This is a genomic window from Croceitalea rosinachiae (assembly GCF_031846445.1).
Lineage (GTDB): Bacteria > Bacteroidota > Bacteroidia > Flavobacteriales > Flavobacteriaceae > Croceitalea > Croceitalea rosinachiae.
Genome location: NZ_JAVRHR010000002.1, coordinates 28,046 through 53,562 on the forward strand (window position 1 = coordinate 28,046; position 25,517 = coordinate 53,562).

The 25,517-nt window shown below is 35.4% G+C and carries 24 protein-coding genes; 12 read left to right on the forward strand and 12 right to left on the reverse strand.

All coding sequences use genetic code 11. The features are described from left to right. Window positions 1–65: 65 nt before the first annotated feature. The 5 genes from mazG to RM706_RS07815 are packed head-to-tail and all read left to right on the forward strand — an operon-like array spanning window position 66 to window position 4,729. The gene (mazG, locus tag RM706_RS07795) at window positions 66–848 is read left to right on the forward strand and encodes a nucleoside triphosphate pyrophosphohydrolase (protein ID WP_311350495.1); all 783 of its coding nucleotides are present in this window, start codon (window positions 66–68) and stop codon (window positions 846–848) included. A gap of 2 nt (window positions 849–850) precedes the next feature. Further along, a complete protein-coding gene (locus tag RM706_RS07800) occupies window positions 851–2,260 on the forward strand; it encodes an MATE family efflux transporter (protein ID WP_311350496.1) in 1,410 nt (469 codons plus the stop codon). A gap of 7 nt (window positions 2,261–2,267) precedes the next feature. Beyond that, window positions 2,268–2,495: a DUF8828 family protein gene (locus RM706_RS07805; RefSeq protein ID WP_311350497.1), complete on the forward strand. Its 228-nt coding sequence runs from the start codon at window positions 2,268–2,270 to the stop codon at window positions 2,493–2,495. A gap of 3 nt (window positions 2,496–2,498) precedes the next feature. Next, window positions 2,499–3,074: a phosphatase PAP2 family protein gene (locus RM706_RS07810; RefSeq protein WP_311350498.1), complete on the forward strand. Its 576-nt coding sequence runs from the start codon at window positions 2,499–2,501 to the stop codon at window positions 3,072–3,074. Next, window positions 3,071–4,729, forward strand: coding sequence for a glycosyltransferase family 39 protein (locus tag RM706_RS07815; protein WP_311350499.1), 1,659 nt, complete (start codon window positions 3,071–3,073; stop codon window positions 4,727–4,729). Before RM706_RS07810 ends, RM706_RS07815 begins: the two co-directional genes overlap by 4 nt. Here the strand turns inward: RM706_RS07815 and RM706_RS07820 are convergent. The 3 genes from RM706_RS07820 to meaB are packed head-to-tail and all read right to left on the reverse strand — an operon-like array spanning window position 4,726 to window position 7,616. After that, the gene (locus RM706_RS07820) at window positions 4,726–5,601 is read right to left on the reverse strand and encodes a lysylphosphatidylglycerol synthase transmembrane domain-containing protein (protein WP_311350500.1); all 876 of its coding nucleotides are present in this window, start codon (window positions 5,599–5,601) and stop codon (window positions 4,726–4,728) included. The genes RM706_RS07815 and RM706_RS07820 overlap by 4 nt on opposite strands. Beyond that, window positions 5,582–6,544, reverse strand: a complete 963-nt coding sequence (locus RM706_RS07825) for a glycosyltransferase family 2 protein (protein ID WP_311350501.1) — start codon at window positions 6,542–6,544, stop codon at window positions 5,582–5,584. The genes RM706_RS07820 and RM706_RS07825 overlap by 20 nt, the downstream gene beginning before the upstream one ends. Before the next feature lie 43 nt (window positions 6,545–6,587). Further along, the gene (gene meaB / locus RM706_RS07830) at window positions 6,588–7,616 is read right to left on the reverse strand and encodes a methylmalonyl Co-A mutase-associated GTPase MeaB (protein ID WP_311350502.1); all 1,029 of its coding nucleotides are present in this window, start codon (window positions 7,614–7,616) and stop codon (window positions 6,588–6,590) included. A gap of 197 nt (window positions 7,617–7,813) precedes the next feature. Here meaB and RM706_RS07835 point away from each other — a divergent pair, with 197 nt between their 5' ends. The 4 genes from RM706_RS07835 to RM706_RS07850 all read left to right on the forward strand — a co-directional run bounded on the left by RM706_RS07835 (window position 7,814) and on the right by RM706_RS07850 (window position 10,911). Beyond that, window positions 7,814–8,239 (forward strand): Ohr family peroxiredoxin, encoded by a 426-nt coding sequence (locus tag RM706_RS07835; RefSeq protein WP_311350503.1) that lies wholly within the window; start codon window positions 7,814–7,816, stop codon window positions 8,237–8,239. A 135-nt stretch (window positions 8,240–8,374) separates the two neighbouring features. Further along, window positions 8,375–8,917 (forward strand): RNA polymerase sigma factor, encoded by a 543-nt coding sequence (locus RM706_RS07840; RefSeq protein WP_311350504.1) that lies wholly within the window; start codon window positions 8,375–8,377, stop codon window positions 8,915–8,917. Beyond that, window positions 8,901–9,494, forward strand: a complete 594-nt coding sequence (locus RM706_RS07845; RefSeq protein WP_311350505.1) for a hypothetical protein — start codon at window positions 8,901–8,903, stop codon at window positions 9,492–9,494. The genes RM706_RS07840 and RM706_RS07845 overlap by 17 nt, the downstream gene beginning before the upstream one ends. Then, window positions 9,466–10,911, forward strand: coding sequence for a hypothetical protein (locus RM706_RS07850; protein WP_311350506.1), 1,446 nt, complete (start codon window positions 9,466–9,468; stop codon window positions 10,909–10,911). Before RM706_RS07845 ends, RM706_RS07850 begins: the two co-directional genes overlap by 29 nt. A gap of 48 nt (window positions 10,912–10,959) precedes the next feature. Here RM706_RS07850 and msrA read toward each other — a convergent pair whose 3' ends face one another. Next, window positions 10,960–11,643, reverse strand: coding sequence for a peptide-methionine (S)-S-oxide reductase MsrA (gene msrA / locus RM706_RS07855; protein ID WP_311350507.1), 684 nt, complete (start codon window positions 11,641–11,643; stop codon window positions 10,960–10,962). An 83-nt stretch (window positions 11,644–11,726) separates the two neighbouring features. Between msrA and RM706_RS07860 the strand changes: the two genes are divergently transcribed. The 3 genes from RM706_RS07860 (at window position 11,727) to RM706_RS07870 (ending at window position 13,379) form a co-directional block, all read left to right on the forward strand. Beyond that, window positions 11,727–12,401 carry a peptidoglycan DD-metalloendopeptidase family protein gene (locus RM706_RS07860; protein ID WP_311350508.1) on the forward strand — a complete coding sequence of 225 codons (675 nt, stop codon included), beginning with the start codon at window positions 11,727–11,729 and terminating at the stop codon, window positions 12,399–12,401. Between the two features lie 182 nt (window positions 12,402–12,583). After that, complete coding sequence (locus RM706_RS07865; protein ID WP_311350509.1) at window positions 12,584–12,826, forward strand: hypothetical protein; 243 nt, start codon at window positions 12,584–12,586, stop codon at window positions 12,824–12,826. Between the two features lie 316 nt (window positions 12,827–13,142). After that, a complete protein-coding gene (locus tag RM706_RS07870; protein ID WP_311350510.1) occupies window positions 13,143–13,379 on the forward strand; it encodes a hypothetical protein in 237 nt (78 codons plus the stop codon). Between the two features lie 9 nt (window positions 13,380–13,388). Here RM706_RS07870 and RM706_RS07875 read toward each other — a convergent pair whose 3' ends face one another. The 8 genes from RM706_RS07875 to RM706_RS07910 all read right to left on the reverse strand — a co-directional run bounded on the left by RM706_RS07875 (window position 13,389) and on the right by RM706_RS07910 (window position 25,515). After that, window positions 13,389–14,951 carry an amidohydrolase family protein gene (locus tag RM706_RS07875; protein ID WP_311350511.1) on the reverse strand — a complete coding sequence of 521 codons (1,563 nt, stop codon included), beginning with the start codon at window positions 14,949–14,951 and terminating at the stop codon, window positions 13,389–13,391. A gap of 6 nt (window positions 14,952–14,957) precedes the next feature. Further along, window positions 14,958–17,474 carry a M14 family zinc carboxypeptidase gene (locus RM706_RS07880; protein WP_311350512.1) on the reverse strand — a complete coding sequence of 839 codons (2,517 nt, stop codon included), beginning with the start codon at window positions 17,472–17,474 and terminating at the stop codon, window positions 14,958–14,960. Window positions 17,475–17,533: 59 nt separating this feature from the next. After that, window positions 17,534–18,412, reverse strand: coding sequence for a sensor histidine kinase (locus RM706_RS07885; protein ID WP_311350513.1), 879 nt, complete (start codon window positions 18,410–18,412; stop codon window positions 17,534–17,536). A gap of 159 nt (window positions 18,413–18,571) precedes the next feature. Continuing rightward, entirely contained in the window at window positions 18,572–21,934 is a 3,363-nt protein-coding gene (gene secA, locus RM706_RS07890) for a preprotein translocase subunit SecA (RefSeq protein WP_311351999.1), read from the reverse strand. A 132-nt stretch (window positions 21,935–22,066) separates the two neighbouring features. Then, the gene (locus RM706_RS07895) at window positions 22,067–22,291 is read right to left on the reverse strand and encodes a DUF2795 domain-containing protein (RefSeq protein WP_013551418.1); all 225 of its coding nucleotides are present in this window, start codon (window positions 22,289–22,291) and stop codon (window positions 22,067–22,069) included. Window positions 22,292–22,415: 124 nt separating this feature from the next. Further along, entirely contained in the window at window positions 22,416–22,973 is a 558-nt protein-coding gene (locus RM706_RS07900) for a cob(I)yrinic acid a,c-diamide adenosyltransferase (RefSeq protein WP_311350514.1), read from the reverse strand. 164 nt (window positions 22,974–23,137) lie between these two features. Further along, entirely contained in the window at window positions 23,138–23,638 is a 501-nt protein-coding gene (locus tag RM706_RS07905; RefSeq protein ID WP_311350515.1) for a hypothetical protein, read from the reverse strand. Beyond that, window positions 23,638–25,515, reverse strand: coding sequence for an ABC-F family ATP-binding cassette domain-containing protein (locus RM706_RS07910; protein WP_311350516.1), 1,878 nt, complete (start codon window positions 25,513–25,515; stop codon window positions 23,638–23,640). Before RM706_RS07910 ends, RM706_RS07905 begins: the two co-directional genes overlap by 1 nt. Window positions 25,516–25,517 lie beyond the last annotated feature (2 nt).

Sequence of the window (25,517 nt, forward strand, 5' to 3'; positions counted from 1 at the left end):
TTCTTTTTGTCAAGTGAGATTATGATTGCTATTGAGTTTGTAGTTTTGATACTCAATCACATTAGATGAATACCAGAACAAAACAGCTAGAAGCCTTTGATAGATTGTTAACCATTATGCACGAACTGAGGCAGCAGTGCCCATGGGATAAAAAGCAGACTATGCAATCGCTTAGGCACTTGACTATTGAAGAAACCTACGAATTAGGTGATGCTGTTTTAGATAATAATTTAGAAGAAGTAAAGAATGAATTAGGTGATTTGCTTTTACATATAGTTTTCTATTCAAAAATAGGTTCAGAAACGCAAGATTTTGACATTGCTGATGTTGCAAATACAATCTGTGAAAAGTTGATAAACAGACATCCTCATATTTACGGCAATGTGAAGGTTAAGAATGAAGAAGAGGTAAAACGGAATTGGGAGAACATAAAACTTAAAGAGGGCAAAAAAAGTGTTCTTGAAGGTGTCCCAAGAAGTTTGCCAGCTTTGGTAAAGGCCAATCGAATCCAAGAGAAAGTGTCTGGTGTTGGTTTTGATTGGGAAAGACCAGAACAGGTCTTTGAAAAATTAAAAGAAGAGTTGGCCGAATTTCAAGAAGAGGTTAAGCTTGAAAATAAGGTAAATATGGAAGCTGAGTTTGGAGATGTCCTTTTTTCAATGGTAAATTATGCTCGTTTTTTGGATATTAATCCTGAAAATGCCTTAGAAAGGACAAATAAAAAATTCATTGGTCGCTTCCAGTTTTTAGAACATAAGGCGAAGGAATTAGGTAAATCATTAAAGGATATGACTCTTGCTGAAATGAATGTCTTTTGGGAGCAGGCTAAATTAGCAGACAATAAATAACAATGTCAATATTCAACTTGAAGCGATATACCAAAGAATTTGCTTACAACTTAAAATTGTCATACCCAGTTATCCTTGGAATGCTAGGCCATACGTTTGTAGCATTTGCGGACAACATAATGGTCGGGCAGTTGGGGACAGCTGAATTAGCAGCAGTTTCTTTGGGCAACAGCTTTGTTTTTATAGCAATGTCATTGGGTATTGGTTTTTCAACGGCAATAACTCCTTTAGTTGCCGAGGCTGATGGCGCTGGTAATAAAGCAGATGGAAAGAGTGCTTTAAAGCATGGTTTAGTGCTTTGCACCATCTTGGGTCTTTCGCTTTTCGGAATCATTTTGCTCTGCAAACCACTAATGCATATGATGCAACAGCCGCCAGAAGTGGTAGAGCTTGCAATTCCGTATTTAGAATTGGTTGCATTTTCACTGGTGCCTTTGATCATATTTCAAGCATTTAAACAATTTTCAGAAGGGCTTTCACAGACAAAATACCCTATGTATGCAACCATAATTGCTAATGTGGTGAATATTGTCTTAAACTATTTTTTAATATTTGGTTCTTTTGGATTCCCTAAATTGGGTATAGTTGGTGCGGCAATTGGTACTTTGGTTTCGAGAATTATAATGGTGTTCTATATTTGGTTTTTATTAAAGCAGAAAAAGAAGTTTCAAGATTATGTCACCGGTTTTAATTTCAAGAAGATTGAAAAGAAGGTAATGCAAAAAATCATCAATTTAGGTTTTCCCTCCGCATTACAAATGTTTTTTGAAGTTGCCATATTTACTGCTGCCATTTGGTTGAGTGGTGTGCTGGGTAAAAATGCTCAGGCAGCTAATCAAATAGCATTGAATTTAAGCAGTATGACTTTTATGGTAGGTATGGGGCTTAGTGTAGCAGCAATGGTTCGTGTAGGAAACCAAAAAGGACTCCAGAATTTTACTGAACTAAGGCGGATAGCGCAATCCATTGTCTTTCTTACTTTTTTATTAGAGGTTGTTTTTGCTGCCCTATTTTTAGTGGGTAGGGAATGGTTACCTACAATCTATCTTGATGTTGATGATGTTGCGAACCAAATTGATAATGCTGAAGTAATTGTTTTGGCAGCAAAATTATTATTGATGGCAGCGATATTTCAAATTTCTGACGGAATTCAGGTAGTGGTTTTGGGTGCACTTCGAGGACTTCAAGATGTTAAAATTCCAACTTTGATTACATTTATTGCCTATTGGTTGATTGGCTTTCCTGTGAGTTACTATTTAGGACTTTATACTGAATATAAAAGTACAGGAATTTGGATTGGATTGCTTTTAGGATTGAGCGCGTCAGCCGTAATGTTGTATATTCGATTTAATTATTTAACCAATCGTCTGATTTTAAAATCAACTACTTCAAAGGCTAAAAAAAAGAAATAAAACACGAATGGAATTACCCAAATTTTTGCTTGGCGATAATACAGATTACCCGAACGGAATTTTTATTGTACATACTGCGTTTCCGAGGTTTGTTATTAACTTGGAAGATGATGAATTAGAATGGTTAGAGGAATTTGATAAGGAAGATGAGTCGGAACTTGAGGCAGAAATGGAGAATATGATTAAAGCTGCCACAGCTTTTTATGACCGAGAAGTTTCTAGATATGAAGATTAATTCATGTTAGAAGAGTTTATACAATTAGACAAAGAAGTTTTTCTGTTTCTCAATGGTCTAGGAACAGAAACTTGGGATGGTTTCTGGATGTACCTTTCAGAAAAAATCAGCTTAATTACCATTCCATTATATGTTTTTTTACTGTTTCTATCTTATAAATCATTTGGGTTAAAAAAAACAGGAATTTTATTGGTTTCCATAGCTTTAATGATTACCTGTACTGACCAACTAGCTAATTTTTTCAAGTATGGTGTGGGTCGATTCCGTCCTTGTCATGATGAGGAGATACGCAGTTTGATGCGATTGGTCAAGAGCTATTGTGGTGGTAAATACGGTTATTTTTCTGCACATGCTGCCAGTTCTTTTGCACTTGCCAGTTTTTTTACAATTCTTTTTAAAACCAGTTTTAAGTTTTTGATACCTTTTCTTTTAATCTGGGCATTATTGGTCAGTTATAGCCGTATTTATATTGGAGTCCATTTTCCATTAGATGTGTTGACCGGGCTTGCAATGGGTTTTCTTTTAGGTTGGATCTTTGCCAAGTTATATATATTTGCAACATTTAAATTTAAGGCATGATTTCATCGGTCAGGTATTGGTTTTTAATTGCTTTGATTGTTCTGGTCTATATCGCTGGAATGTTTGCAACTCTTTTTGAGAATGATTCTGCCCAGTTTGCTGTTATGGCAATGCGCATGGTACAAGAAAATGATTTCATCAATCTTTTTAAAGGTCCTAATGAGTATTTAGATAAGCCACATATGCATTATTGGCTTGCGGCAATCTTCTTTAAAATTTTTGGAATTTATGATTGGACGTATCGTATTCCTGGGCTATTAGCCACCCTTTTAGGGGCTTATAGTTGTTTCGGATTAGGAAAATTATTGTACAATCATGATATTGGAAAGTTTGCTGCTCTAATTTTTATGACCTGTCAGACCATAGTACTCTCGGTTATTGATGTCCGTACTGATGCGGTGTTGACCGGATTCACCATTTTTGCCGTATGGCAATTGGTCACTTATATTGAGAAAAATAGCTTAAAGAACATCCTTCTAGGGGCATTTGGTGCAGGAATGGCATTTTCTACCAAAGGTCAAATAGCACTATTGGTCATAGGTATTTGTATTTTTTGCCACATAACTTATACCCGCAAATGGAAACAATTTTTAAGCTGGAAAGTTTTGGTGGCACTTTTGGTTTTTTTAGTAACAATCTCCCCAATGCTATATGCTTATTACCTTCAATTTGATTTACATCCTGAAAAAATTATTCGTGGTAGAAACAATCGTAGCGGAATCTTTTTTATTTTTTGGGAACAGAGTTTTGAACGCCTAAGTGGTGATGGCATGGGAAAGAATAGTAGTGATTACTTTTTCTTCTTTCATACCTTTTTATGGGTTTTCTTACCATGGACTGTGTTAGCATTAATAGCTTACTGGTGGCGTATAAAGACATTTATAAAATTAAGGTTTACATATAATTCAAACTATGAATTTTTGACCTTGGGAGGCATTACTTTTATATTTTTTATTATCAGTTTTGCGCAGTTTAAGCTTCCTCATTATATGAATATCATGATGCCGCTCTATGCAATTTTAACAGCCTCATATTTGCATAGCTTGAATCGCTTTACGAAAGATAAAGCCATAAAATTTCTTTTAGGGGTGCAGTATTTTATTTTAGCATTGGTGTTTATTTTTTCTGTTCTAATCTGTTTCTATGTTTTTAAGTTTCAGAATTGGTATAGTTACGCAATTTTGATAACCGTTCTCGCGGCAATTACGTATTTCTGCCTTAAAAGAGAAGCGTATTACATGCGCATTATCACCTTGTCCGTTTGTAGTTCTCTTTTGTTAAACGGAGTATTGAACATGCAATTCTATCCATCGCTATTAAAATATCAAGGCGGTTCTAGCATGGCTCAAAAAGTAAAAGAAAATGATATCGATGTAACTGCTATTTATAAGTTTTCAGAGAGTCATAGTTGGGCATTAGATTTTTATAACAAACAGCCAGTTAAAATAGCTTCACTTTCCGAATTGAATGATAAAAAAGACATTTGGGTTTACTCCGATGACAATGGACTTAAAGAAATGATAGCATCAGGTTTAGACTGGGACAAGCAGCTTACTGTTGACCAATTTCGAATTACTCGTCTACAACTAAAATTTTTAAAACCTGCTACTAGAGCCAAAAAATTGAATAAAATGCATTTGGTGCATCTCTATTAATTAGGCAAAAGCTTTAATTCAGGTTTTCTAAAATGGTAAATAATACCAAATAACGATACTAGTGCAGTAATTAAAAAGAAAATCATGCTAATTGCTATTGATGTATCGGAGTTCAATGCCAACCACTTAGAACCATATAAAAAAGTTACCTCACGGCTTCCGATACCGCCAATGGTAAGGGGAACAACAGAGACTATAGAGGAAACCAAAAACACGAATAGGTAAGCAATTTCATTTAAGGTGATGGAGAGTGACTTTAAAATACATACAACGGCCAATAGCTGCGTCGCTTGTATGAATGCCGAATAACCAAATGCTCCCCAAAATGCCGATAGGGCAAAATCAAAAAATCTTTTATTCAAAAACCAAAATACAAATACACTAATGGGAATTGCTACCAAAAAAAATAAAGCATATTTCTCAATAATTTGATTTTGTAATAGTATTGCTAAAATACAAGCATAGATGAAAATCAATAGCATTCCGCTTAATCGGTCAAGTAATAAGACTGAGATTACTTTTTTAGTACCCGATTGATACTTTTTTTGAATCACATAGCCCTTATAGGCATCTCCTCCAATACCGCCAGGTAAAAAGAGGTTGTAGAACATCCCTAACAGATACAATTTTAAATTACTGGGCTGTGTCAATTTCACGCCAATGGTATGAAAGTAAAGATTGAGTCGAAAAGAGTTCAAAATTTTCGAAAACACAAAGAGCACTACTGCAGGTAAAAGATACCCAGGTTTTGCCTGTTTTAGTGCCTTAAGAACATTTTCAAAGTTTATTTTGGTAAAAATGAAGTAAATGAGAAGCGCACTAACGACAATCTTTAAAGTAGTGGTTAAAAGTTTACGCTGCTTTTCCGTCACCTATAGTGATTTTCTTGATTCTGTATGGGCGTTTTGATTGCGATTCGTAATATGTTCTGATTAAAAGTTCCATTACGATGCCGATCGTAAACAATTGAATTCCACCCAAAATAAACATCATTCCAAAAATAAGTAATGGACGTGTTCCTATATCCTCACCAAAACCAAATTTGATAATTAAGAGATACATTTCAATGAAAATTCCTAGAATAATGAGCAGTACTCCTAAAATACCAAATAAGTGAATAGGGCGCTGAAAGTATTTACGAATAAAAAGTAACAGCATCATATCTGCTACCACTTTAAAAACCCGTTCTAAACCGTACTTTGATACCCCAGCATTTCTTGCATGGTGCTTAACAGGTACTTGCTTGATTTGAGCTCCTTCTAAATGGGCCAGAAGGGTTATGAAACGGTGCATTTCACCATAAAGGTTCAATCCTTTGGCAATATCCTTGGTAAAGATTTTTAAGGCACAACCATTATCTTTTATATCTAATTTGGTTACTCTTCTAACTAAGAAATTAGCAATTTTTGAAGGTATTTTTTTGATTAGAGAATCTTTTCTTTTTTGTCTTATACCAGTTATTAAGTCGTACTCATCCGTGGTAGCAAACTCCAACATTTGTGGTATATCAGATGGGTCATTTTGCAAATCCCCATCCATCGTAATAATATAATCACCTTCTGCATAATCAATGCCAGCGGCCAATGCTAAGCTTTGTCCATAGTTTTTTTTCAATTCTATCAAATGCACTTTGTCATCATCCATGTCTTTGACTACCTTTCTTGTAGAATCGGTTGAGAAGTCATCAACATAAATGATTTGATAAGTATACCCAACAAGGCTTTCATGAATTTTTTGGGTAAGTAAAACTACATTGTCTTGTTCATTATAGAGAGGGACAACAATTGATAAAAAAGAATCAGTTACAATATGCATCTTATGATTATAATTCGGCGCAAATTTAGCGTTTTTAATCTAGTTACTGCTTTGTACCATTGACCAGTCTTTTTGCTGCTGTAAAAGGGGATATTTCATTTTTTTCAATCTTTACCAGCAGCTTTTGTAATTGCACTTTGGTTGTTGAATTTTGATAGAACTTATGGTGTAAAAGTGAGTCAACGGTCTGCAGAAACCAGTTTTTATTTTGTTTTGCGCGATTTTTGAAAAAATGAGAGTTCTTTCTAGTGAGATGGGTGAAAGTTTCTATCATACTCCAAATTTCTGCAATGCCCTTATTTTCTAGTGCCGAACAGCTCAACACTTTAGGGGTCCATTCATTTTCTTTGGAAGGATACAAGTGCAACGCACGGTTAAACTCAGTCTGTGCCAGATTTACATTTTTCAAATTGTTACCATCGGCTTTATTGATGACTATGGCATCAGCCATTTCCATAATACCACGTTTTATTCCTTGTAATTCGTCACCTGCGCCAGCCAATTTTAACAGTAAAAAGAAATCTACCATGCTGTGAACAGCAGTTTCACTTTGCCCAACACCTACAGTTTCAACTAAAATAACATCATAACCCGCCGCTTCACAAAGTACTATGGTTTCTCTAGTTTTTCGGGTGACACCGCCAAGAGAGTCACTAGCTGGCGAGGGTCTAATAAAAGCGTTGGGGTCTTTAGCTAGGGTTTCCATTCTTGTTTTATCACCCAGTATACTTCCTTTTGTATATGAACTTGAAGGGTCAACGGCCAATACAGCAACTTTTTTTCCAGTTTTGGTCAAATAAGATCCGAATACTTCTATGAAAGTACTCTTGCCGACTCCTGGCACGCCAGTAATTCCAATACGGATGCTATCCGTTTTGTTTTTTAAACAATTACTAATCAGTTCTTCCGCTTTTTCGAGATGAGCGAGTTTGGTACTTTCTACAAGTGTAATTGATCGAGCCAGTAAAGCTTTGTCCCCATTACGAATGCCAGATAAAAGTTCTTCGTTTGAAATCGCTTGCTTTTTGATTTTACCTGCTTTTTGTTTCGGAATGGGTCCCTTTTTTTCCACTATTTGAACTTATTGCACCACTAAGGTATAGTTTTCATCTATATCTAATGGTTTGATTTTTTAAGGTCATATGAATTCTTTACTAATGATTTCGATTCTAACTAGCAGTTTAATAACTCATTTCACATAAATTTAATAGTACTCGATACTTGTATACGAATACAATTATTAATTTTTGTGATATAAACAAGATACAGATGAAAACTCTATTTGAAGCAAAAGCAACCAATACAGGCGGAAGAACCGGACATGTTCAAAGCGAAGACGGCACTATAGATCATAAAATTGAAATGCCAACTAGTGAGGGAAAGTTGAATGCAGGTACAACAAATCCTGAAGAATTATTTGCAGCCGCTTACTCTACCTGCTTTGCGGGGGCTTTACAGCATGTTGCTAAAGAACATCATATTGATGATTTAGGAGATTTTAGTGTTAGTGCGATCATTTCATTTAATCAAGAAGAAGATGGCTTCTTTTTGGAAGCTACTTTAGATGCCTATTTACCAAATGTTAATCAAGAAATGGGAGAAAATTTGATAAATACCGCACATAAAATATGCCCATACAGCAAAGCGACTAGAGATAATATTACAGTTCATCTAAATTTATTATTAGATGATTAATTAGCTGGTTTTTGAGTTACTAAAATCCTGTTGATAAATTATCAACGGGATTTTTTGTTTAAAATAAGAGTACTTTGCCACATTTATTTTTTTTGATCGTCTTTTAGATAACAACAAACAAGACCAAAACTGACCATGTTTCATTTAGAATTGGTGGAAAGGTGCAAAGCCAATGACCGAAAGGCGCAATTAAAGCTATATAGGCAATATTGTGATGGTATGTTCTGTGTTGCGATGCGGTTTTTGAAAAATAGTGATGATGCGGAAGATGTCTTGCAAGAATCTTTTATCAAAGCTTTTCAAAAAATAGAACAGTTTAGTGGTGAAGTGACTTTTGGCGCATGGCTGAAAAGAATTGTGGTCAATAAAAGTATCGATTTTTTAAAATCGAAAAGAGAAAGAACAGTAGCGTTAGATGAAGGATATATGCATGTCGCTGATGATGATAATTGGGATGTTGACGAAGGTATTGATATAGGTGAAATTAAAAAATCCATTGATAGCCTATCAGATAAATATAAATATGTAGTACAGCTTTTTTTAGTTGAAGGTTATGACCATAATGAGATAGCTGAAATATTGAATATTTCTGAAACAGCATCAAGAACACGTTTGGTGAGAGGTAAGGGACAATTAAAAGAATTGCTTAAAGACTTAAAGTATGGCACGGGATCTTAGAGAGTTGTTTAAAGAGCAACGCAAAAACGAGAAGTTTTCAATGAAAGATGATCATGAAGATCGGTTTTTAGACCGATTGGAAAAAGAACTTCCGAAAGGTAAGAATGATAGTACCTACCAATGGCTAAAGATAGCAGCATCAGTAGTAATCATAATAAGTGTTGCTAGCTACTTGTTTATGCAAAATCATTCGAAAATTGATACGACCACAATTAATGTTGTCGATAAAGAAGAAACAACGGAGACAAGACAGCCTATTTCATTTGGTGATTTATCACCGGAGCTAAAAAAAGTTGAGAATTACTATGTGGCCAATATCAATTATGAACTTTCTAAACTTGAAGTGTATGAAGAAAACAAAGAAGTGGTTGACGGTTTTCTATCACGTTTAGAAGAACTGAATGTTGAATATCAAGATTTGAACAAAGAGCTGAATGAAATTGGGCCTAATGACCAAACCATAGAAGCAGCAATCAATAATCTTCAATTGCGATTACAGTTAATGCAAAAATTAAAATCAAAGTTAAATCAATTAAAATCATCAAAAAATGAACAAGAATCGACAAATATTATTTAAATCATTGGTCTTTACGTTAGTTATGACCATGGGGCTATCTGCCCAAACAGAATCTAAAACATATAAAGAAACGTTTAATGTAAGCGAAGATGCAGTACTCGAGATCAATACTACGCACACTGACATCGAATTTGAAACATGGGACAAGAACGAAGTTGAGATTATTGCTACGGTAGAACTTGAAGGGGCAAGTAACGAAGAGGCAGCAGAGTATTTGAAAGCCCCACCTTTTAAAATGATTGGCAATAGTAGTGAAATAGAAATTAGTACCTCTGGAAAAAATACTTTTGGCCATGGTTTATTAGGTTCTGATTTTGTCCTTGGTTTTGACAATGAGCCTTTTGTAGAACCACTTTTTTTAGACATAGTGATACCTGAGTTACCAGAAATTGTAGAATGGCCTGAAATGGCTATTGTTTCTCCAATACCCCCCATGAATTTTAAACAATTTGATTATGATGCATATAAAAAAGATGGTGACAAGTATTTAAAGGAGTTCACAAAACAGTTTAGGCAAGATTTTGATAAAGAGTACAAGCAAAAGCTTGAAGAATGGGGCGAAGAATATGAAGAACGCGCTGAAGAACTTGCTGAGCGAATGGAAGAAAGAAATAGAGAACGTGCTGAGCGAATGGAAAAAAGAGCTACTGAAAGGGCTGAAAGAATGGAAGAACGTGCTAGACTTATGGAAGAACGCAGGGAAAAAATGGAAGAAGAAAGAGAGCAAAGAAGTTTTTTTATGTCACGTGATAGTGACGACGATGAACCAAGCATTTTCTATTTCTCTTTGGATGGTGAGGGTAAAAAATACAAAGTAAAGAAGACAATTAAAATTAAAATGCCAAAGTCAACACGTTTAAAAATGAATGTTAAACATGGTGAGGTGAAATTAGCGGCGACGACCAAAAATATGAATGCAAGCTTGCGTTATGCAAGCTTGCTTGCTTCTACAATAGAAGGTGAACAAACTGACATAAGAGCATCTTATAGTCCAGTTATTGTTCAAAAATGGAATTATGGCCAGTTAAAGGCAGATTATGCAGAACATGTAAGTCTTAAAGAAGTTGTGGATTTAAGATTAAATGCAACTTCTTCAAATATTATTATTGATCGTTTAAATGATCGCGCTATGATTGTAAATGATCTTGGGGAATTGGTCATTAATGCCGTCTCAAATAATTTTACCGATATAGATGTAACTGTACAAAATGGAGAGTTCCAATGTAAGATGCCCAGTGATGCCGTTTCACTTTACCTGAATGGAACCAAATCTAAGATTGTTTACCCATCAGATTTAAAAATGAATACAACTAATAACTTTGAAACAATTATTCATAAAGGCTATAAAAACAATAATAACTCGGGTAAATTAATTACAGTGAACTCAAAGTATAGCGAAGTAGTTTTGGAAAACTAATACTTAGCGTTTAATACTCTCAAATCAAAAATGGTGATACCTTCTTATTTAGTGCGTCTCTTCTTTTAAAAACGATTTAAAATTCTGCTTAAAGCGATTTAATCTTGGCACTGAAACAGCCCTTACATATGACTGATTGGGGTTTCTTCTTTCAAAATCTTGATGATATTCTTCGGCTTTCCAAAACTTATCAAAAGCGATTATTTCGGTTACTATTGGAGCGTCGTAAACCATATTCTCTTCTAAAGCTGCAATGTAGTCTCTAATTATTTTTTCTTCTTCTTCATTCTTATAGAAAGCTATGGAACGGTATTGGGCCCCTCTATCAGGTCCTTGTCTGTTAAAGGTGGTCGGATCATGAGAACCAAAAAAGACTTGAACCAGTTTCGAATAAGAAATCACCTCAGGGTCGTAATATACTTCTACGGCCTCAGCATGTCCAGTTCTTCCATAGGCTACTTGCTCATAGGTCGGATTTTGCTCTTTTCCCCCAGAATAGCCAGAAACAACTTCTTTAACCCCCTTTACACTCTCGAAAATTGCCTCTACACACCAAAAACAGCCACTGGCAAAATAGGCCGTCTCGTTTTTCTGTAATTCCGCCGATGATAAAATGGTTTTTTTAGCAACAATGTTATTTGCAGTTGTATTAGTATCCGATTTTACTTTTGCGTGACAATTTATGAACAGCAACGTAATAGGAATTAAAAATAAATTTCTGATTATATTCATAATGCGGTTTTGAGCTTAGTTGTTGTAATATAATACGAATTACAAAATAGGAAGTTAAAAAATGTTAAGTTCCTATATCTATTATGAATTTACATAATCTATTACATACTATTTCTGAAAGCCCCATATCAATTATGGATGCTTCAATTTCTCTTTCACAATATTACCCTATTGATTTATCGTCTACTAATAAAGACTTAGAAACTATTGATATTACTGATCCATGGAAATGTCAAACTTATATTAAAAGTATTTTATCAAAAGCTAATGGAATAGTTGCCTATGGCGGTTATCTTGAGAAGCGAAATCTTTATTCAAGTGCTGACAGGTTTTCTATAGGTGAGCCTAGAAGCATTCATTTAGGAGTTGATTTTTGGTGTGCTGCTGGGACTAAGGTTATAACGCCTATCAAAGGAATAGTACATAGTTTTAAGAACAATGCTGATTCTGGTAACTATGGTCCAACAATTATTCTTGAGCATATTGTAAAGGATATTACCTTTTATTCACTTTATGGACACTTATCTCTAGAATCTTTAGGTGGCTTATATATAGGAAAGCAATTTAATAAGGGAGAAATACTTGCTACTTTAGGCGATACACCTATTAACGTGAATTATGCACCACATCTTCATTTTCAATTGATTGATGATGTTCAAAAATTTAAAGGTGATTACCCCGGAGTCTGCAGTAATTCAGACTTAAGCTTTTACCAAAACAACTGCCCAGACCCTAATCTACTATTAGGGCTTTACTAGAAAACATCGATAAAGTGCACCTGCGTTCGGTGTGTTGTTCATCGGATCTGAAACTGTTATCGATGCTTTTTTACACTTCATCCAAACTTGTGTTTTTAAACGAGTAATTCTTGTTGTAAAACGAGTTATCTCTCTGCAGCATTGACCTCAGAGTACATTTACAAAGTAAAACAAACCAAGTAATGAAGACAATTTTAACCCTTATCACAGTAATCTTCTTCGGAACTGTAGCTATTGCTCAAGATGCTAACATCCAAGTACAAGTTGTAACTACAGCTGAAACTGTTATTACGAGTTCAGAAGTTAAAATTGAAAAAGAGACTAAGACTGAAAATGACGTTGCAAGACTTTATATGTTCAAGAATTCTAGAATAAAGAAAGCCTTGGCTTTTAGAACTAAAAGAAACAAATCAAAATTGGCTTAAGGATGTTAGAAACTATTATAATACCTGTGACCTTAGTATTAAGCATAATTTTTGTCATCACTGCATATTTACTTTCACTTAAAATAGCAAAAGTTTCTGTTAAAAAGTAGAGAAACCGCAAACATCCTCTTATATCATCATCGATAAACGACACCTGTGTTCGGTGTGTTGTTCATCGGATTAAAAACCGTTATCGATAGTTTTTTACACTTAATCCAAACTTGTGTTATTAAACGAGTAATTCTGGTTGTAAAACGAGTTATCTCGCTACTGCATTGACCTCAGGGTACATTTACAAAGTAAAACAACCCAAGTTATGAAAGCAATTTTAACCTTTATCGCAGTAATCTTCTTCACAACAGCAGCATTTGCTCAGAATACTACTAAAGAAGTTAAGGTAGAAACAATTAACGTTTCAGTTGAATTAAATGTTGAGGTTAAAGTTGAAAAAGAAATCAAAACTGAGGTTGCAAGACTTTATATGTTTAAAAATTCTAGAGTTAAAAAAGCATTGGCTTTTAAAACTAAAAGGAACAAATCAAAAATGGCATAATGATTTCATTTACTTTTCTACCCCAGGTTGTTTTATTGTGTAGTTCAATTTTTCTTTTTGCTTCGCTACTGTTGCTTTTATATCTTTCAAAAGAGCCTTAGCATCAAAAACCACCCCGTCCTTTATAGTGTATTTTACTCCGCCTACTCGAACTACTTCATTATCCTCCGTTAGTCGAATTGCTCCTGTACCATACAATACTTTCAGGTTTTTTAATGGATTTTCTTCTACAACCACGAAGTCTGCGAGTTTGCCTACTTCTACGGTTCCAATTTTAGCATCCATACCTAAGGCCTCGGCACCGTTTAGAGTTGCGGAACGGATAATCTCTAGAGGATGAAAACCAGCTTCTCGTAATAACTCCATTTCACGGATATAAGCAAAACCATATAATTGGAATATAAACCCCGAATCTGAACCTGTTGTCACTCGACCACCCCTATTTTTATATTCATTGACAAAGGTCATCCAAAGTTTATAATTTTCGCGCCAAGCAACTTCTTGTTCGGTACCCCAATCGTGCCAATAACTACCATGACTTATTTTACTTGGTTGATAAAACTCCCAAAGGGAAGGTAAGGTATATTCTTCATGCCATTCAGCACGTCGAGCCCTTTGTAAATCCCTACTGGCCTCATAAATATTAAACGTAGGGTCAATGGTAAAATCCAATGAAATCAATTCATCCATAACCTTATTCCAATGTTCTGAAAAGGGTTTTGCCGCCTGGGTCCAGAGTTTTCCAGCTTCCTCGAACCTATGTTGCTCGTTTTGGTAGTTATAATCTAACGGATAGTCTTGAACCGTTCTGTCTTCAAACAGTGCCTCTGGTAGTCCATACCAATGCTCCATACTAGTTAAACCAGCTCTTGCAGAATGTAGTACGTTCCATCGCGCCACATCCATTTGAGCGTGGTGACAGGCAGAGCGAAGACCTAATTTCTTATTTTCATCCAATGCCGCTGCCATGATTTCAGGTGGTGCACCAAAAAACTTAACACCATCTGCACCTTTTTTTGCGTTTTCCCTAACCCATTCCCTGGCTCTTTCAGGAGTGCTCAAAGGCTTTTCGGTAGCTTGACCAAAAACGGTATGGGTAAGAATCCTAGGGGCAATAATGCTATTTTCAGCACTTTTTTTCTTTAAATCTAAAGACCAGTTCAAACCGCGACCTCCAACTTCTCGTACTGTTGTTATGCCATGTGCCATCCAAAGTTTGAAGACATAATCATAGTCCGCTCCTTGAGATACTCCGCCTATATGAGTGTGCATGTCAATAAAACCTGGCAATACATACATTTCTGAACAATCCAGTTCTTTACCACCTTCTTTAAGTTTGGGACGTTTAGCTTCATCAATAGCCACTCCTGGGTAACCCACCACCTGAATTTTTACAATCTTGTTATTCTCAACTACAATATCAATCGGTCCTCTTGGAGGTGCTCCATTCCCATTGATAAGGGTTACTCCCCGAATGATTAACTGGTTAAAAGGCCCTTCGCTTAGTTTTTCTTGGGGAAAACCAGTTTGAAAAAGCGATATCGTAAAAATAAAGACGAATAGTTTTTTCATAATTTTTTATTCAGGTATTCTAATTTTATCCCCTAAAAACAGCGCATTTAAGAATAAACGATTGGTGCCATACCAACTTCCCCTAAAATTGGGGTTGTCTGCAAAAAGAACAACACGGCCACTACCAACTTTGCTTACCAATAATGAGGCAGACGGTTTTAAAAATTCCTCTTTGTTCTTTTTGGTGATGAATCCATCAATATGAGGACTTTTGGCATATTTAGCGACAGTAGCATATTCATTCTTGCTTGGTGCTAACCAAACAGAATTGTTCTTATATACCGGAATTTGAGTATCCCTATATCCAAATGCTAAAGGATGGGTCAAATCTAAATCCACCTTAAAAATAGCACCTCCAATACTTTCTTTGCCTAAATTTTCTCCCGCATCAACATAGGGTTTTCTTTCTGCGACTTCGGTACTATCTTTTTTAGCCCCTTCAGTAAGCTTTTCTTTAACCAGTTTCTTATCTATGGCCCATTTTGAAGCACTTCCAATAGTAATTAACGTATTTCCTTTGCTAATCCAATTTTTAACTTTTTCAAGCTGTTTTTTATTCAAATTATAATTGCCTGATACCATGACCAGGGTATTGTACTTATCCATATTGGCGCGATTGAAATTGCGCATGGGTATTTTGGTAATGGGCATATGGACTCGAGTATCCAACAAATGCCAAACCTCGCCAGCTTCATAAGAACGAACACCATCACCAATTAACATCATTGCCTTTGGTTTTGTTATTGGTGATACATAACGACTGCCTAAATCAATCCCTTTACTGCTGTAGCCCGAACTCACACTATGTATGCTTACTTGAAATTTTTGTTGAGCTTTTTGAACCAGTTCAAAAACTTTATCAGTGTCTTTCTTTTGAAGACTTACAGGTATTACTAGGGTACCATAGTTAAAAGTAGTCTGACCTTTGTTGGTTTTTGTTGTAAATGGTTTAAAGGCAGAGGAGACAACGATACCATTTTTTTGCAAGTAGTTTAGAGCAGCGGTTGCATTGTAGTCATCGTAGTCAACAATGTATGCGTAATCTGTTTTCTGAACAGCCGATGTTTTAACTAAGTCAGCTGTTGAGGTTATTTTATCGCCTAAATTAAGACTTGTTACGGGCTTATATTTTATATTGTAGAAATTAGCTACAGACCAAGCTGAGGCATCGTAATACACACTATCACGATATTTAGAATAAGTTTCAAACATAGTTTGAACCATACGATATTGTGGTTGATTTGTTGGTACTACAAATTGATTTTCAGATTTATAAACATCAATTTTGTGCAATAAGAGTTTATCAATAAATGCTTTCTCTCGATTTTTATCATAATCATCCTTAAAAGTGTAACCACGAACTCTACTTTTTGAAGCATTACCTAAAGCACTTTTAAAGAAATCTTGTTGATACTTTCTAAGCATTCCTTTATTCTCTGCGGCTGCCCTAACTGTTGCAATGCTAGAAGTGTATTGATTTCTAATCGTGAATGGAAAAGTGATTTCTCCAAATTTGGTAGTCTGTTTATGTCCGCGAGAACTAGCTTGTTCAAATAAAAGCCCCAAGCCACCCTGTAAATCGGGGTACGAAGACCCATAACCAGGATAGGTGCCATCAAATACTTCTTTCGTAAAATAAAATGACCCAATACTGTCAAGGGCACTGGCAAAATAGTCCCCGAATAAATTATTCAAATCTTCATAATTTTCTTTTGGCATGATAGGGTTCTGGGAGGCATTAACTTTCATGGGTTCAAAGAAATACGAACTCTGACTTCCCATTTCATGAAAATCGGTCACCACATTAGGGTACCATTCATGATACCAAGTCAATTTACCTCTGCTCTCAGGATTAATACCCAATAGCCAATCACGGTTTAAGTCAAACCAATAATGGTTGGTTCTACCACGTGGCCAGTATTCATTATGTTCGGCGTCTTGTGGGTCGGCGACCAATGGATTCCCCTGATACATATTTGCATATTGCGTATGTCTATCACGCCCATCAGGATTAATGGTTGGGTCAAGAAAAATGACTGCATTATTCAAGTATTTTAAAATCTCTGGGCTGTTTGAAGCTGCGAAGGTGTAGGCCGTTAGTAAAGCTGCTTCAGAACTTGACGGTTCGTTACCATGCACATTATAAGCCAAATTGATAAAAACGGGAACATCATTATAATTAGAAACCGATTGCCCCGGATCCGTAAAAGCAAGATGTTGTTGCTTCAGATTATCTAGGTTTTTTAGATTTTCTGGAGTGGTAATTGTCAGCATTATCAATTTACGTCCTTCATGGGTTCGTCCATATTCATAAATACTGGCACGGTCAGAAACTCTAGCTAGTTCAGTCAAATATGCCACAATCAAATCATGGCGCGTATGATGTTCACCGATTCCATAACCTAAAAAGGTTTCAGGGGAAGGGATCTCGGCATTGAAGGGTTGAAATTTCTTGAAAAAATAATCTTGTGCGGAAAGTGTACCACTAATACATAGTGCTACAAGAAAGAGTCTCTTGAACATTGAGTTGGTAATCTTTTGAGTTATCCACTAAAGATAAAGAACTTGCTCAAAAATACCAGTTAATCTACCGAATTAAAATCGTCGATAACTTCTTCAAAAGTGATTTGATAATAAGTGCCTTTACTGTTCATATCACGTTGGACTGAGCCTCGTAATTGCCTCGATAAATTATGTATTAATTTAAGTCCTAATGATTTTATATTGGTTGGATTAATATCCTCTGGAAATCCAATGCCATTATCGCCAAGGTACATTTGATAGGTATTAACCCCTTTTTTTGAAAGTCTAACCAAGATTTCACCATTTGCATCTTCGGGAATACCATATTTCAAGGCATTGGTAACCGCTTCGTTAATAATTAGACCAAGCGGAATAACGGTATCTATACTTAATTTAAAATCACCGATGTCCAACTTTGTACTTATACTGTTCTCATTACCTTTTAAAGAACGAACCAAGTACTCACAGAGTTCTTCAACATAAGGTTTAAGCTCTATTTTTGAAATATAATCATCGCGTTTATAGAGCATTTCGTGTACCATTGCCATAGATACAACCCTATTTTGACTACTTTTTATAATAGAACTTATTTTTTTATCCTCTATTGATCTTGATTGCAAACTCAATAAACTTGAAACAGTCTGAAGATTATTTTTGACGCGATGATGTACTTCTTTTAGTAATGTTTCTTTTTCTTTTAGCTTTTGTTCTAAAGCTTCATTCGAAGATTTATTTACAGCCAAACTTCTAATAAATAATGCTGTTGCTACAAACAAAATCGCTAAAAAAAATAAGATGACTAAAAATCCAATATTGTTGCCTTTTGTGAATGAGAAAACCCCTAGGGCAACAGCCATAAATGCAGCTATGTAGTTTAAAGTCTCAAACATTCGAGCTTTTGACTTCGAATGCTGATTTTCTTTGGTTAGGTTTTTCATGTATGTGTTCGGTTATTCAGTTATGTATGACAAGAACATCCATAAATGCGACTTGGGGTGTTAATCAGTTGTAAATCTAAATATGTTTTATTACATAATCAAAAACGGCGACCAAAATTTGGTCGCCGCACTACGGACTTCAACTAGTATTTTCTCTGATTAATCTTCAATTAATACCCATTCCCCTTTATTGATGAGTGGTTCTGCTTGTTTGTATTTTACCGATTTACTTTCACCAGACAATACGTTTTTAATGGTAACCCTATCATTTCTCCCAATTTTTGGACGTTCTCTTACTATAGTTTCTGTCTTTTGAGGGCGTTGACTTTGCGTTTGGCCTGCAGCGCGATTTTGTGCTGCAAGCTCATCACTGTTTGGAATTTCCTCCTTACTGGTCTTTATGTTTTGTTTTGGACGACGAACATTTCTAGCTTCTTGTATTTGATTTGTATTTTCCGCTGGAAGCTCTCCTTTAAATAAGAATGAAATCACCTCTTTATTCACTTTGTCAATCATACTTTTGAATAACTCAAAAGCCTCAAACTTATAAATCAATAAAGGGTCTTTTTGTTCATGCACTGCCAATTGAACGGACTGTTTTAGCTCATCCATTTTACGAAGGTGAGTTTTCCATGAATCATCAATAATGGCTAAGGTGATGTTCTTTTCAAAATCTGTAACCAATTGCCTACCATCGCTTTCATAGGCATCTTTAAGGTTAGTGACTACATTTAAAGACTTGACTCCATCTGTAAACGGTACCACAATTCTTTCAAATTTATTGGCCTGGTCTTCATAAACATTTTTGATTACGGGAAATGCCTGAGTAGCGCTACGCTCCATCTTCTCTTGATAATGGTCGTAAGCAACTTTATAAACTTTATTAGCAATTTCTTGAAAACCAAGCTTACTGAAATCTTCCTCGGTTACTGGAGAAGTGATTGAAAAATATTTAATTAATTCAAATTCAAAATTTTTGAAATCATCAGCAGCCCTATTGGTCTCAGAAATTACTTCACAGGTATCGTAAATCATATTTGCGATATCTACCTTTAAACGTTCTCCTTGAAGTGCATGTCGTCTTCTTTTGTAAACAACTTCACGCTGAGCATTCATTACATCATCATACTCTAATAATCGCTTTCGAATACCAAAGTTATTTTCTTCAACCTTTTTCTGTGCCCGTTCAATAGATTTGGTCATCATGGAATGTTGAATCACTTCTCCTTCTTCCAAGCCCATTCTATCCATCATTTTAGCTACTCTATCTGAACCAAAAAGACGCATTAGATTATCTTCTAAAGAAACATAGAATTGAGAACTACCCGGATCTCCTTGTCGACCAGAACGACCTCTTAGCTGTCTGTCAACACGCCGCGAATCATGACGTTCTGTTCCTACAATGGCCAAACCACCAGCTGCTTTTACTTCTGAAGACAATTTAATATCCGTACCACGACCGGCCATGTTGGTCGCAATAGTTACAATACCACCTTGACCAGCTTCAGCAACTACATCAGCTTCCTTTTTGTGCAATTTTGCATTTAGTACGTTATGGGGAATCTTACGAACACTTAATAATTTTGAAAGTAACTCTGAAATCTCCACGGATGTTGTGCCAATTAATACTGGTCGCCCTGCTTTTGAAAGTTGCGTTACTTCTTCAATAATTGCGTTATACTTTTCTCGTTTGGTTTTATAAATCAAATCGTGTCTGTCATCACGAGCAATTGGTCTATTGGTAGGAATTTCAACTACATCCAATTTATAGATTTCCCAGAATTCCCCAGCTTCAGTAACCGCAGTACCAGTCATACCGGCCAGCTTGTTGTACATTCTGAAATAGTTCTGTAAAGTAATGGTCGCAAAAGTTTGGGTCAATGCTTCAATCTTTACATTTTCTTTTGCTTCAATGGCTTGATGCAGTCCATCGGAGTAGCGACGACCATCCATGATACGTCCGGTTTGCTCATCCACAATCATTACTTTGTTATCCATCACTACATATTCCACATCCTTTTCAAATAAGGTATACGCTTTGAGTAACTGACTCATGGTATGGATACGCTCACTTTTCACGGCAAATTCTTTGAAAAGCTCATCTTTAAGTTCAGCTTCTTTCTCAATATCAAGGTCTTGATTTTCAATTTTTGCGATTTCACCGCCTATATCAGGCATTACAAAAAAATCTTTATCACCATCACCAGAGATGTACTCAATCCCTTTATCGGTAAGTTCAATCTGGTTGTTTTTTTCTTCAATAGTGAATAATAAATCCTCATCAACCTTTGGCATTTCACGGTTGTTGTCTTGCATATAGAAGTTTTCTGTCTTCTGCAAGAGTTGTTTCACCCCTTCTTCACTTAAAAATTTGATTAAAGCTTTATTTTTTGGAAGACCACGATGCACACGTAGCAATAAAAAACCGCCTTCTTTGGTGTCTCCTTCTTTTATTAATTTTTTAGCTTCAGCCAGAACGCCAGTCAAATGTTGACGTTGTTTTTGAACAATATTAGCCACCTGAGGCTTTAGCTCATTAAACTCATGACGGTCACCTTCTGGAACAGGACCTGAAATGATCAATGGAGTTCTTGCATCATCAACCAATACAGAATCTACTTCATCAACAATGGCATAATGATGTGGTGGTTGTACCAAATCATTTGGAGTATGGGCCATATTATCACGCAGGTAGTCAAAACCAAATTCATTATTGGTACCATAAGTGATATCAGAATTATAGGCTTTACGTCTTCCCTCTGAATTGGGTTGATGCTTGTCTATACAGTCTACAGAAAGCCCATGAAATTCAAAAATAGGTGCCATCCATGCGCTATCGCGTTTTGCTAGATAGTCGTTAACAGTTACCAGGTGCGCTCCTTTACCAGGAAGCGCATTTAAGTAAAGGGGCAGAGTAGCCACCAGGGTTTTACCCTCACCAGTTTGCATTTCTGCAATTTTACCTTGATGCAGTGCAATACCTCCAATGAGCTGAACATCATAGTGTACCATATCCCAAGTCACTTCCTTGCCAGCGGCATCCCAAGAGTTTTTCCAAACGGCATTATCCCCTTCAAGAGTAACATAGTCAGCGGACCCTGATAATGCACGGTCAAATTCAGATGCTGTTACGTTAAGCGTATCGTTGTTTGCAAAACGCTTGGCAGTCTCCTTAACAACAGCAAAGGCTTCAGGAAGGATTTCGTTCAATACATCTTCCGAAATTTTGTAGGCCTCTTCATTAAGCTTATCTATTTCGGTATAGATTTCTTCATTTCTATCAATGTTAGATGAAGTTTCAACTTCTTCTTTTAAGTCGTCTATTTTATCATTTATGTCTTTGCAGTTCTCTGCTATCTTTGATTTAAAATCAAGTGTTTTTTGGCGAAGTTCATCATTACTTAGGGCTTCTATTTCTTGCTCAAAAGATTTTATCTTTTTGACCAAAGGTTGCATTGACTTTACATCTTTCTCCGATTTATCTCCTACAAAAACCTTTAGTACAGAATTTAAAATACTCATTGGTGATTTTTTGTTTATTTCAGCAAAAGCTGTTCCATAGTCTAGATTGACCATTTATGGCAATCAGGCTGCCAAAATTACATAAAAAAAGCCTCAAAAATGAGGCTTCTTATCTTGTTGTTCTATTTGTAATTAATACTCGTCCTCATTCCAGAGGTAATCTTCCTCGGTGGGATAATCGGGCCATATTTCTTCAATAGATTCATATATTTCACCACCTTCTTCTTCCATAGATTGCAAATTCTCTACAACTTCTAGAGGAGCTCCTGTCCTAATTGCGTAATCTATTAATTCGTCTTTGGTGGCTGGCCAAGGCGCATCACTTAAATATGAGGCTAATTCTAATGTCCAGTACATAGTAATGGTTTGATTTTAATTTTTTGCAAAAATAATTTTTAAACCCAATCTGCCAAGCAATTTTTAAATTATTTAAAAATTATTTTCAACTTAATAAATCAGTAACGTGTAAAATGGAGATTTATTAGTGTAATTTTTCAGGAATCCACTTGACCTCTTTGGCTTGCAAATCTTTTGACAACTTTCGTGCCAAGACAAACAGATAATCTGATAATCTGTTAATATAGGCTAGTAAGTTATCAGGTACCGGCTCATTTTCGTGCAAATAAGATATCATTCGTTCGGCACGACGACATACCGTTCTTGCAATATGACAGTATGACACCGTGGTATGGCCCCCAGGTAGGATAAAATGAGTCATTTCAGGAAGTTTTTCATTCATTAAATCCATTTCTTTTTCAAGTTGTTGAATGTCTTCATCATGAATTCTAGCTATTTTCAACCGATTGTCTTTTTTCGGTTCAGTAGCCAAAATAGCCCCAAGCGTGAATAATTTGTTTTGAATAATAGCTAATAATTCTTTTGAATTACTATCAATTTCTTGGTCACGTAATAAACCCAAAAAAGAATTCAGTTCATCTATAGTACCATAGCTTTCAATTCTGATATGGTGTTTTGATACCCGTTTGCCTGTAAAAAGAGAAGTAGTAGCTTTATCGCCAGTTTTGGTGTAAATTTTCATTTGTCATGTCTTCTTTTTCCTTGCATAAAAGAACGCGACTTTCGCTTTTTACTATTTCGCTTGTTTTTAAACAAAACCACAAAATAGATGATAGCTAAAACTCCCAAAATGTAAAAAATGATATTATTCATTCTAACAATTCTTTAATACACCAAATTACTTTTTTAAATCCGTATTGTAAAATGTTCTTTCATTTGTTCCTTCCTAAAAAATAAGACGCCACAATGAAACAAGTTGATGCTTACTGTAATCTCTGGTAATTTGATAATTGTATTCCAAGCCCTTTTGTTTTCTTTGTTTTTGTGTATGTCGTCCACTATGAGCATAGTGTCGTTATGGATTTGTTTGTTGAAAAGCATGAAGCTTAAATCATTCAAACTAGGGCCCTGTAAGTAAATCAAATCAGATCGTCTATCGCCCAAGCTTAATTTAGGATAGTGCTTGATTAGTTCATTTTTAAGAGATTCATTCTTTTCGATTAAAATACTTTTGAAATTAAAATACTTGATAGTTTTTAACGCTACATCTAAAAGCTTTTTTTTTGATTCTCTTGGTTTACTATATAAGCATTTAATCACAAAATTATAAACGAAAGGGGAGTGCACATCATGTTGATTAGTGGAGTAACGAAGAAAATTCAAATAAGAGACCAAACGAAAAAGCATTATCCTTCAATTATCGAACTTAGCTCAAACCAACGTTCTGTCTTAGTTTCAATTTCACTTTCTATCTCACCCAATTCAATAGAAAATAAGTTAATATCATCACCAGATAATGTTTCATTGGAGAACCTATTTTGGAGTGTGGTTTTTTTCTCCTCTAATTTTTGTATTTCTTTTTCAAGTCTATTGTATTCTTTTTGTTCTTGATAAGATAATTTTTTTGAATCATCTTTTTCTTTCCAATTCACCTTTTCATTTTTCTCCCCATTATTGGCTTTGGTTTCACGTTCTTCTAAAACTTTACTGTTTTCATAAACCCTATAATCTGAGTAATTACCTGGGAAATTTTCAATTCTTCCATAGCCCTCAAATACAAAAAGATGGTCTACGATTTTGTCCATAAAATAACGATCATGAGAGACCACAATCAAACAGCCAGGAAAATCTAATAGAAAGCTTTCAAGAACGTTCAAGGTCACAATATCTAAATCATTGGTAGGCTCATCTAGAATTAAAAAATTTGGGTTTTGAATCAACACCGTGCACAAGTATAAGCGTTTTCGCTCACCCCCACTTAATTTTTCAACAAAATCATATTGTTTTTTTCTATCAAAAAGAAAGCGCTCCAATAATTGTTGGGCAGATATTTGCCGCCCTTTTTTTAAAGGTATAAAGTCACCATATTCTCGTATGACATCAATCACTTTTTGACCTTCTTTTACAGGAATTCCTTTTTGGGTGTAGTATCCAAATTTAATGGTGTCGCCTATGACTATTTTTCCACCATCAATAGCTTCTGTGCCGGTGAGTACATTTAAAAAGGTAGATTTTCCGGTGCCATTTTTACCAATGATACCAATGCGTTCTCCTTTAGTAAAGCTGTAATCAAATTTGTTCAGTATAGTTTTTTCGCCGTATGATTTTGTAATATTATGAAGCTCTACTATTTTGCTACCTAAACGTTCCATGTTTAATTCTAACTGAACTTCATGTTCCTGTCTACGTTGATTTGCCCTTGATTTTATTTCGTGAAAATCATCTATTCGAGATTTAGATTTGGTGGTTCTGGCCTTTGGCTGACGACGCATCCAATCCAATTCTTTTTTATATAATATTTTATTTTTGTGCTGTTCTACTGCTTCACGTTCTAATCTAGCCTCTCGCTTTTCTAGGTAATAAGAATAATTTCCTTTATAACTATATAGTTGGTTGTTGTCCAATTCAATAATTTCATTGCATACCCGTTCTAAAAAATAACGGTCGTGAGTGACCATAAAAAGGGTGATGTTTTCTTTTTTGAAAAACTCTTCAAGCCACTCGATCATTTCTAAATCTAGGTGGTTTGTGGGTTCATCTAAAATCAGCAAATCTGGTTTATTGATAAGGGCATTTGCTAATGCCAAGCGTTTTTTTTGGCCTCCTGAAAGTACATTTACTTTTAAGCCAAGTTCGGTCAAATTAAGTTTGAAGAGTATTTGTTTGTACTGCGTTTCAAAATCCCAAGCTTGAAATCTGTCCATAGCTTCAAATGCCTTTTGGTATGCCTCTTGGTCATCGGGATTTTGAACAGCTTCTTCGTACTTTGTTATTACCGTTAAAACCTCGTTACCTGATGCAAAAATGGTTTCTTCAATCGTGAGATTTGGGTTTAAATCGGGCTCTTGTTCTAAAAAAGAGATTTTGATTCCTTTTCTTGAAGTAATCTGCCCTGTTTCAGCACTGTCTTTGCCTGAAATGATATTTAAAATAGAAGTTTTTCCACTCCCATTTTTTGCTATTAGGGCTATTTTCTGGTCTTTGTTGATGCCGAATGAAATGTCGGAAAACAGCACTAACTCTCCATATGATTTGGAGATATTCTCCACGGTCAGCAGATTCATAA

Coding starts and splice junctions, on each gene's coding strand:
- mazG (WP_311350495.1), top strand. CDS start 66: ATGAATACCAGAACAAAACAGCTAGAAGCCTTTGATAGATTGTTAACC.
- RM706_RS07800 (WP_311350496.1), top strand. CDS start 851: ATGTCAATATTCAACTTGAAGCGATATACCAAAGAATTTGCTTACAAC.
- RM706_RS07805 (WP_311350497.1), top strand. CDS start 2,268: ATGGAATTACCCAAATTTTTGCTTGGCGATAATACAGATTACCCGAAC.
- RM706_RS07810 (WP_311350498.1), top strand. CDS start 2,499: ATGTTAGAAGAGTTTATACAATTAGACAAAGAAGTTTTTCTGTTTCTC.
- RM706_RS07815 (WP_311350499.1), top strand. CDS start 3,071: ATGATTTCATCGGTCAGGTATTGGTTTTTAATTGCTTTGATTGTTCTG.
- RM706_RS07825 (WP_311350501.1), bottom strand. CDS start 6,544: ATGCATATTGTAACTGATTCTTTTTTATCAATTGTTGTCCCTCTCTAT.
- RM706_RS07835 (WP_311350503.1), top strand. CDS start 7,814: ATGAAAACTCTATTTGAAGCAAAAGCAACCAATACAGGCGGAAGAACC.
- RM706_RS07840 (WP_311350504.1), top strand. CDS start 8,375: ATGTTTCATTTAGAATTGGTGGAAAGGTGCAAAGCCAATGACCGAAAG.
- RM706_RS07845 (WP_311350505.1), top strand. CDS start 8,901: ATGGCACGGGATCTTAGAGAGTTGTTTAAAGAGCAACGCAAAAACGAG.
- RM706_RS07850 (WP_311350506.1), top strand. CDS start 9,466: ATGAACAAGAATCGACAAATATTATTTAAATCATTGGTCTTTACGTTA.
- msrA (WP_311350507.1), bottom strand. CDS start 11,643: ATGAATATAATCAGAAATTTATTTTTAATTCCTATTACGTTGCTGTTC.
- RM706_RS07860 (WP_311350508.1), top strand. CDS start 11,727: ATGAATTTACATAATCTATTACATACTATTTCTGAAAGCCCCATATCA.
- RM706_RS07865 (WP_311350509.1), top strand. CDS start 12,584: ATGAAGACAATTTTAACCCTTATCACAGTAATCTTCTTCGGAACTGTA.
- RM706_RS07870 (WP_311350510.1), top strand. CDS start 13,143: ATGAAAGCAATTTTAACCTTTATCGCAGTAATCTTCTTCACAACAGCA.
- RM706_RS07875 (WP_311350511.1), bottom strand. CDS start 14,951: ATGAAAAAACTATTCGTCTTTATTTTTACGATATCGCTTTTTCAAACT.
- RM706_RS07880 (WP_311350512.1), bottom strand. CDS start 17,474: ATGTTCAAGAGACTCTTTCTTGTAGCACTATGTATTAGTGGTACACTT.
- RM706_RS07885 (WP_311350513.1), bottom strand. CDS start 18,412: ATGAAAAACCTAACCAAAGAAAATCAGCATTCGAAGTCAAAAGCTCGA.
- secA (WP_311351999.1), bottom strand. CDS start 21,934: ATGAGTATTTTAAATTCTGTACTAAAGGTTTTTGTAGGAGATAAATCG.
- RM706_RS07895 (WP_013551418.1), bottom strand. CDS start 22,291: ATGTACTGGACATTAGAATTAGCCTCATATTTAAGTGATGCGCCTTGG.
- RM706_RS07900 (WP_311350514.1), bottom strand. CDS start 22,973: ATGAAAATTTACACCAAAACTGGCGATAAAGCTACTACTTCTCTTTTT.
- RM706_RS07905 (WP_311350515.1), bottom strand. CDS start 23,638: ATGCTTTTTCGTTTGGTCTCTTATTTGAATTTTCTTCGTTACTCCACT.
- RM706_RS07910 (WP_311350516.1), bottom strand. CDS start 25,515: ATGAATCTGCTGACCGTGGAGAATATCTCCAAATCATATGGAGAGTTA.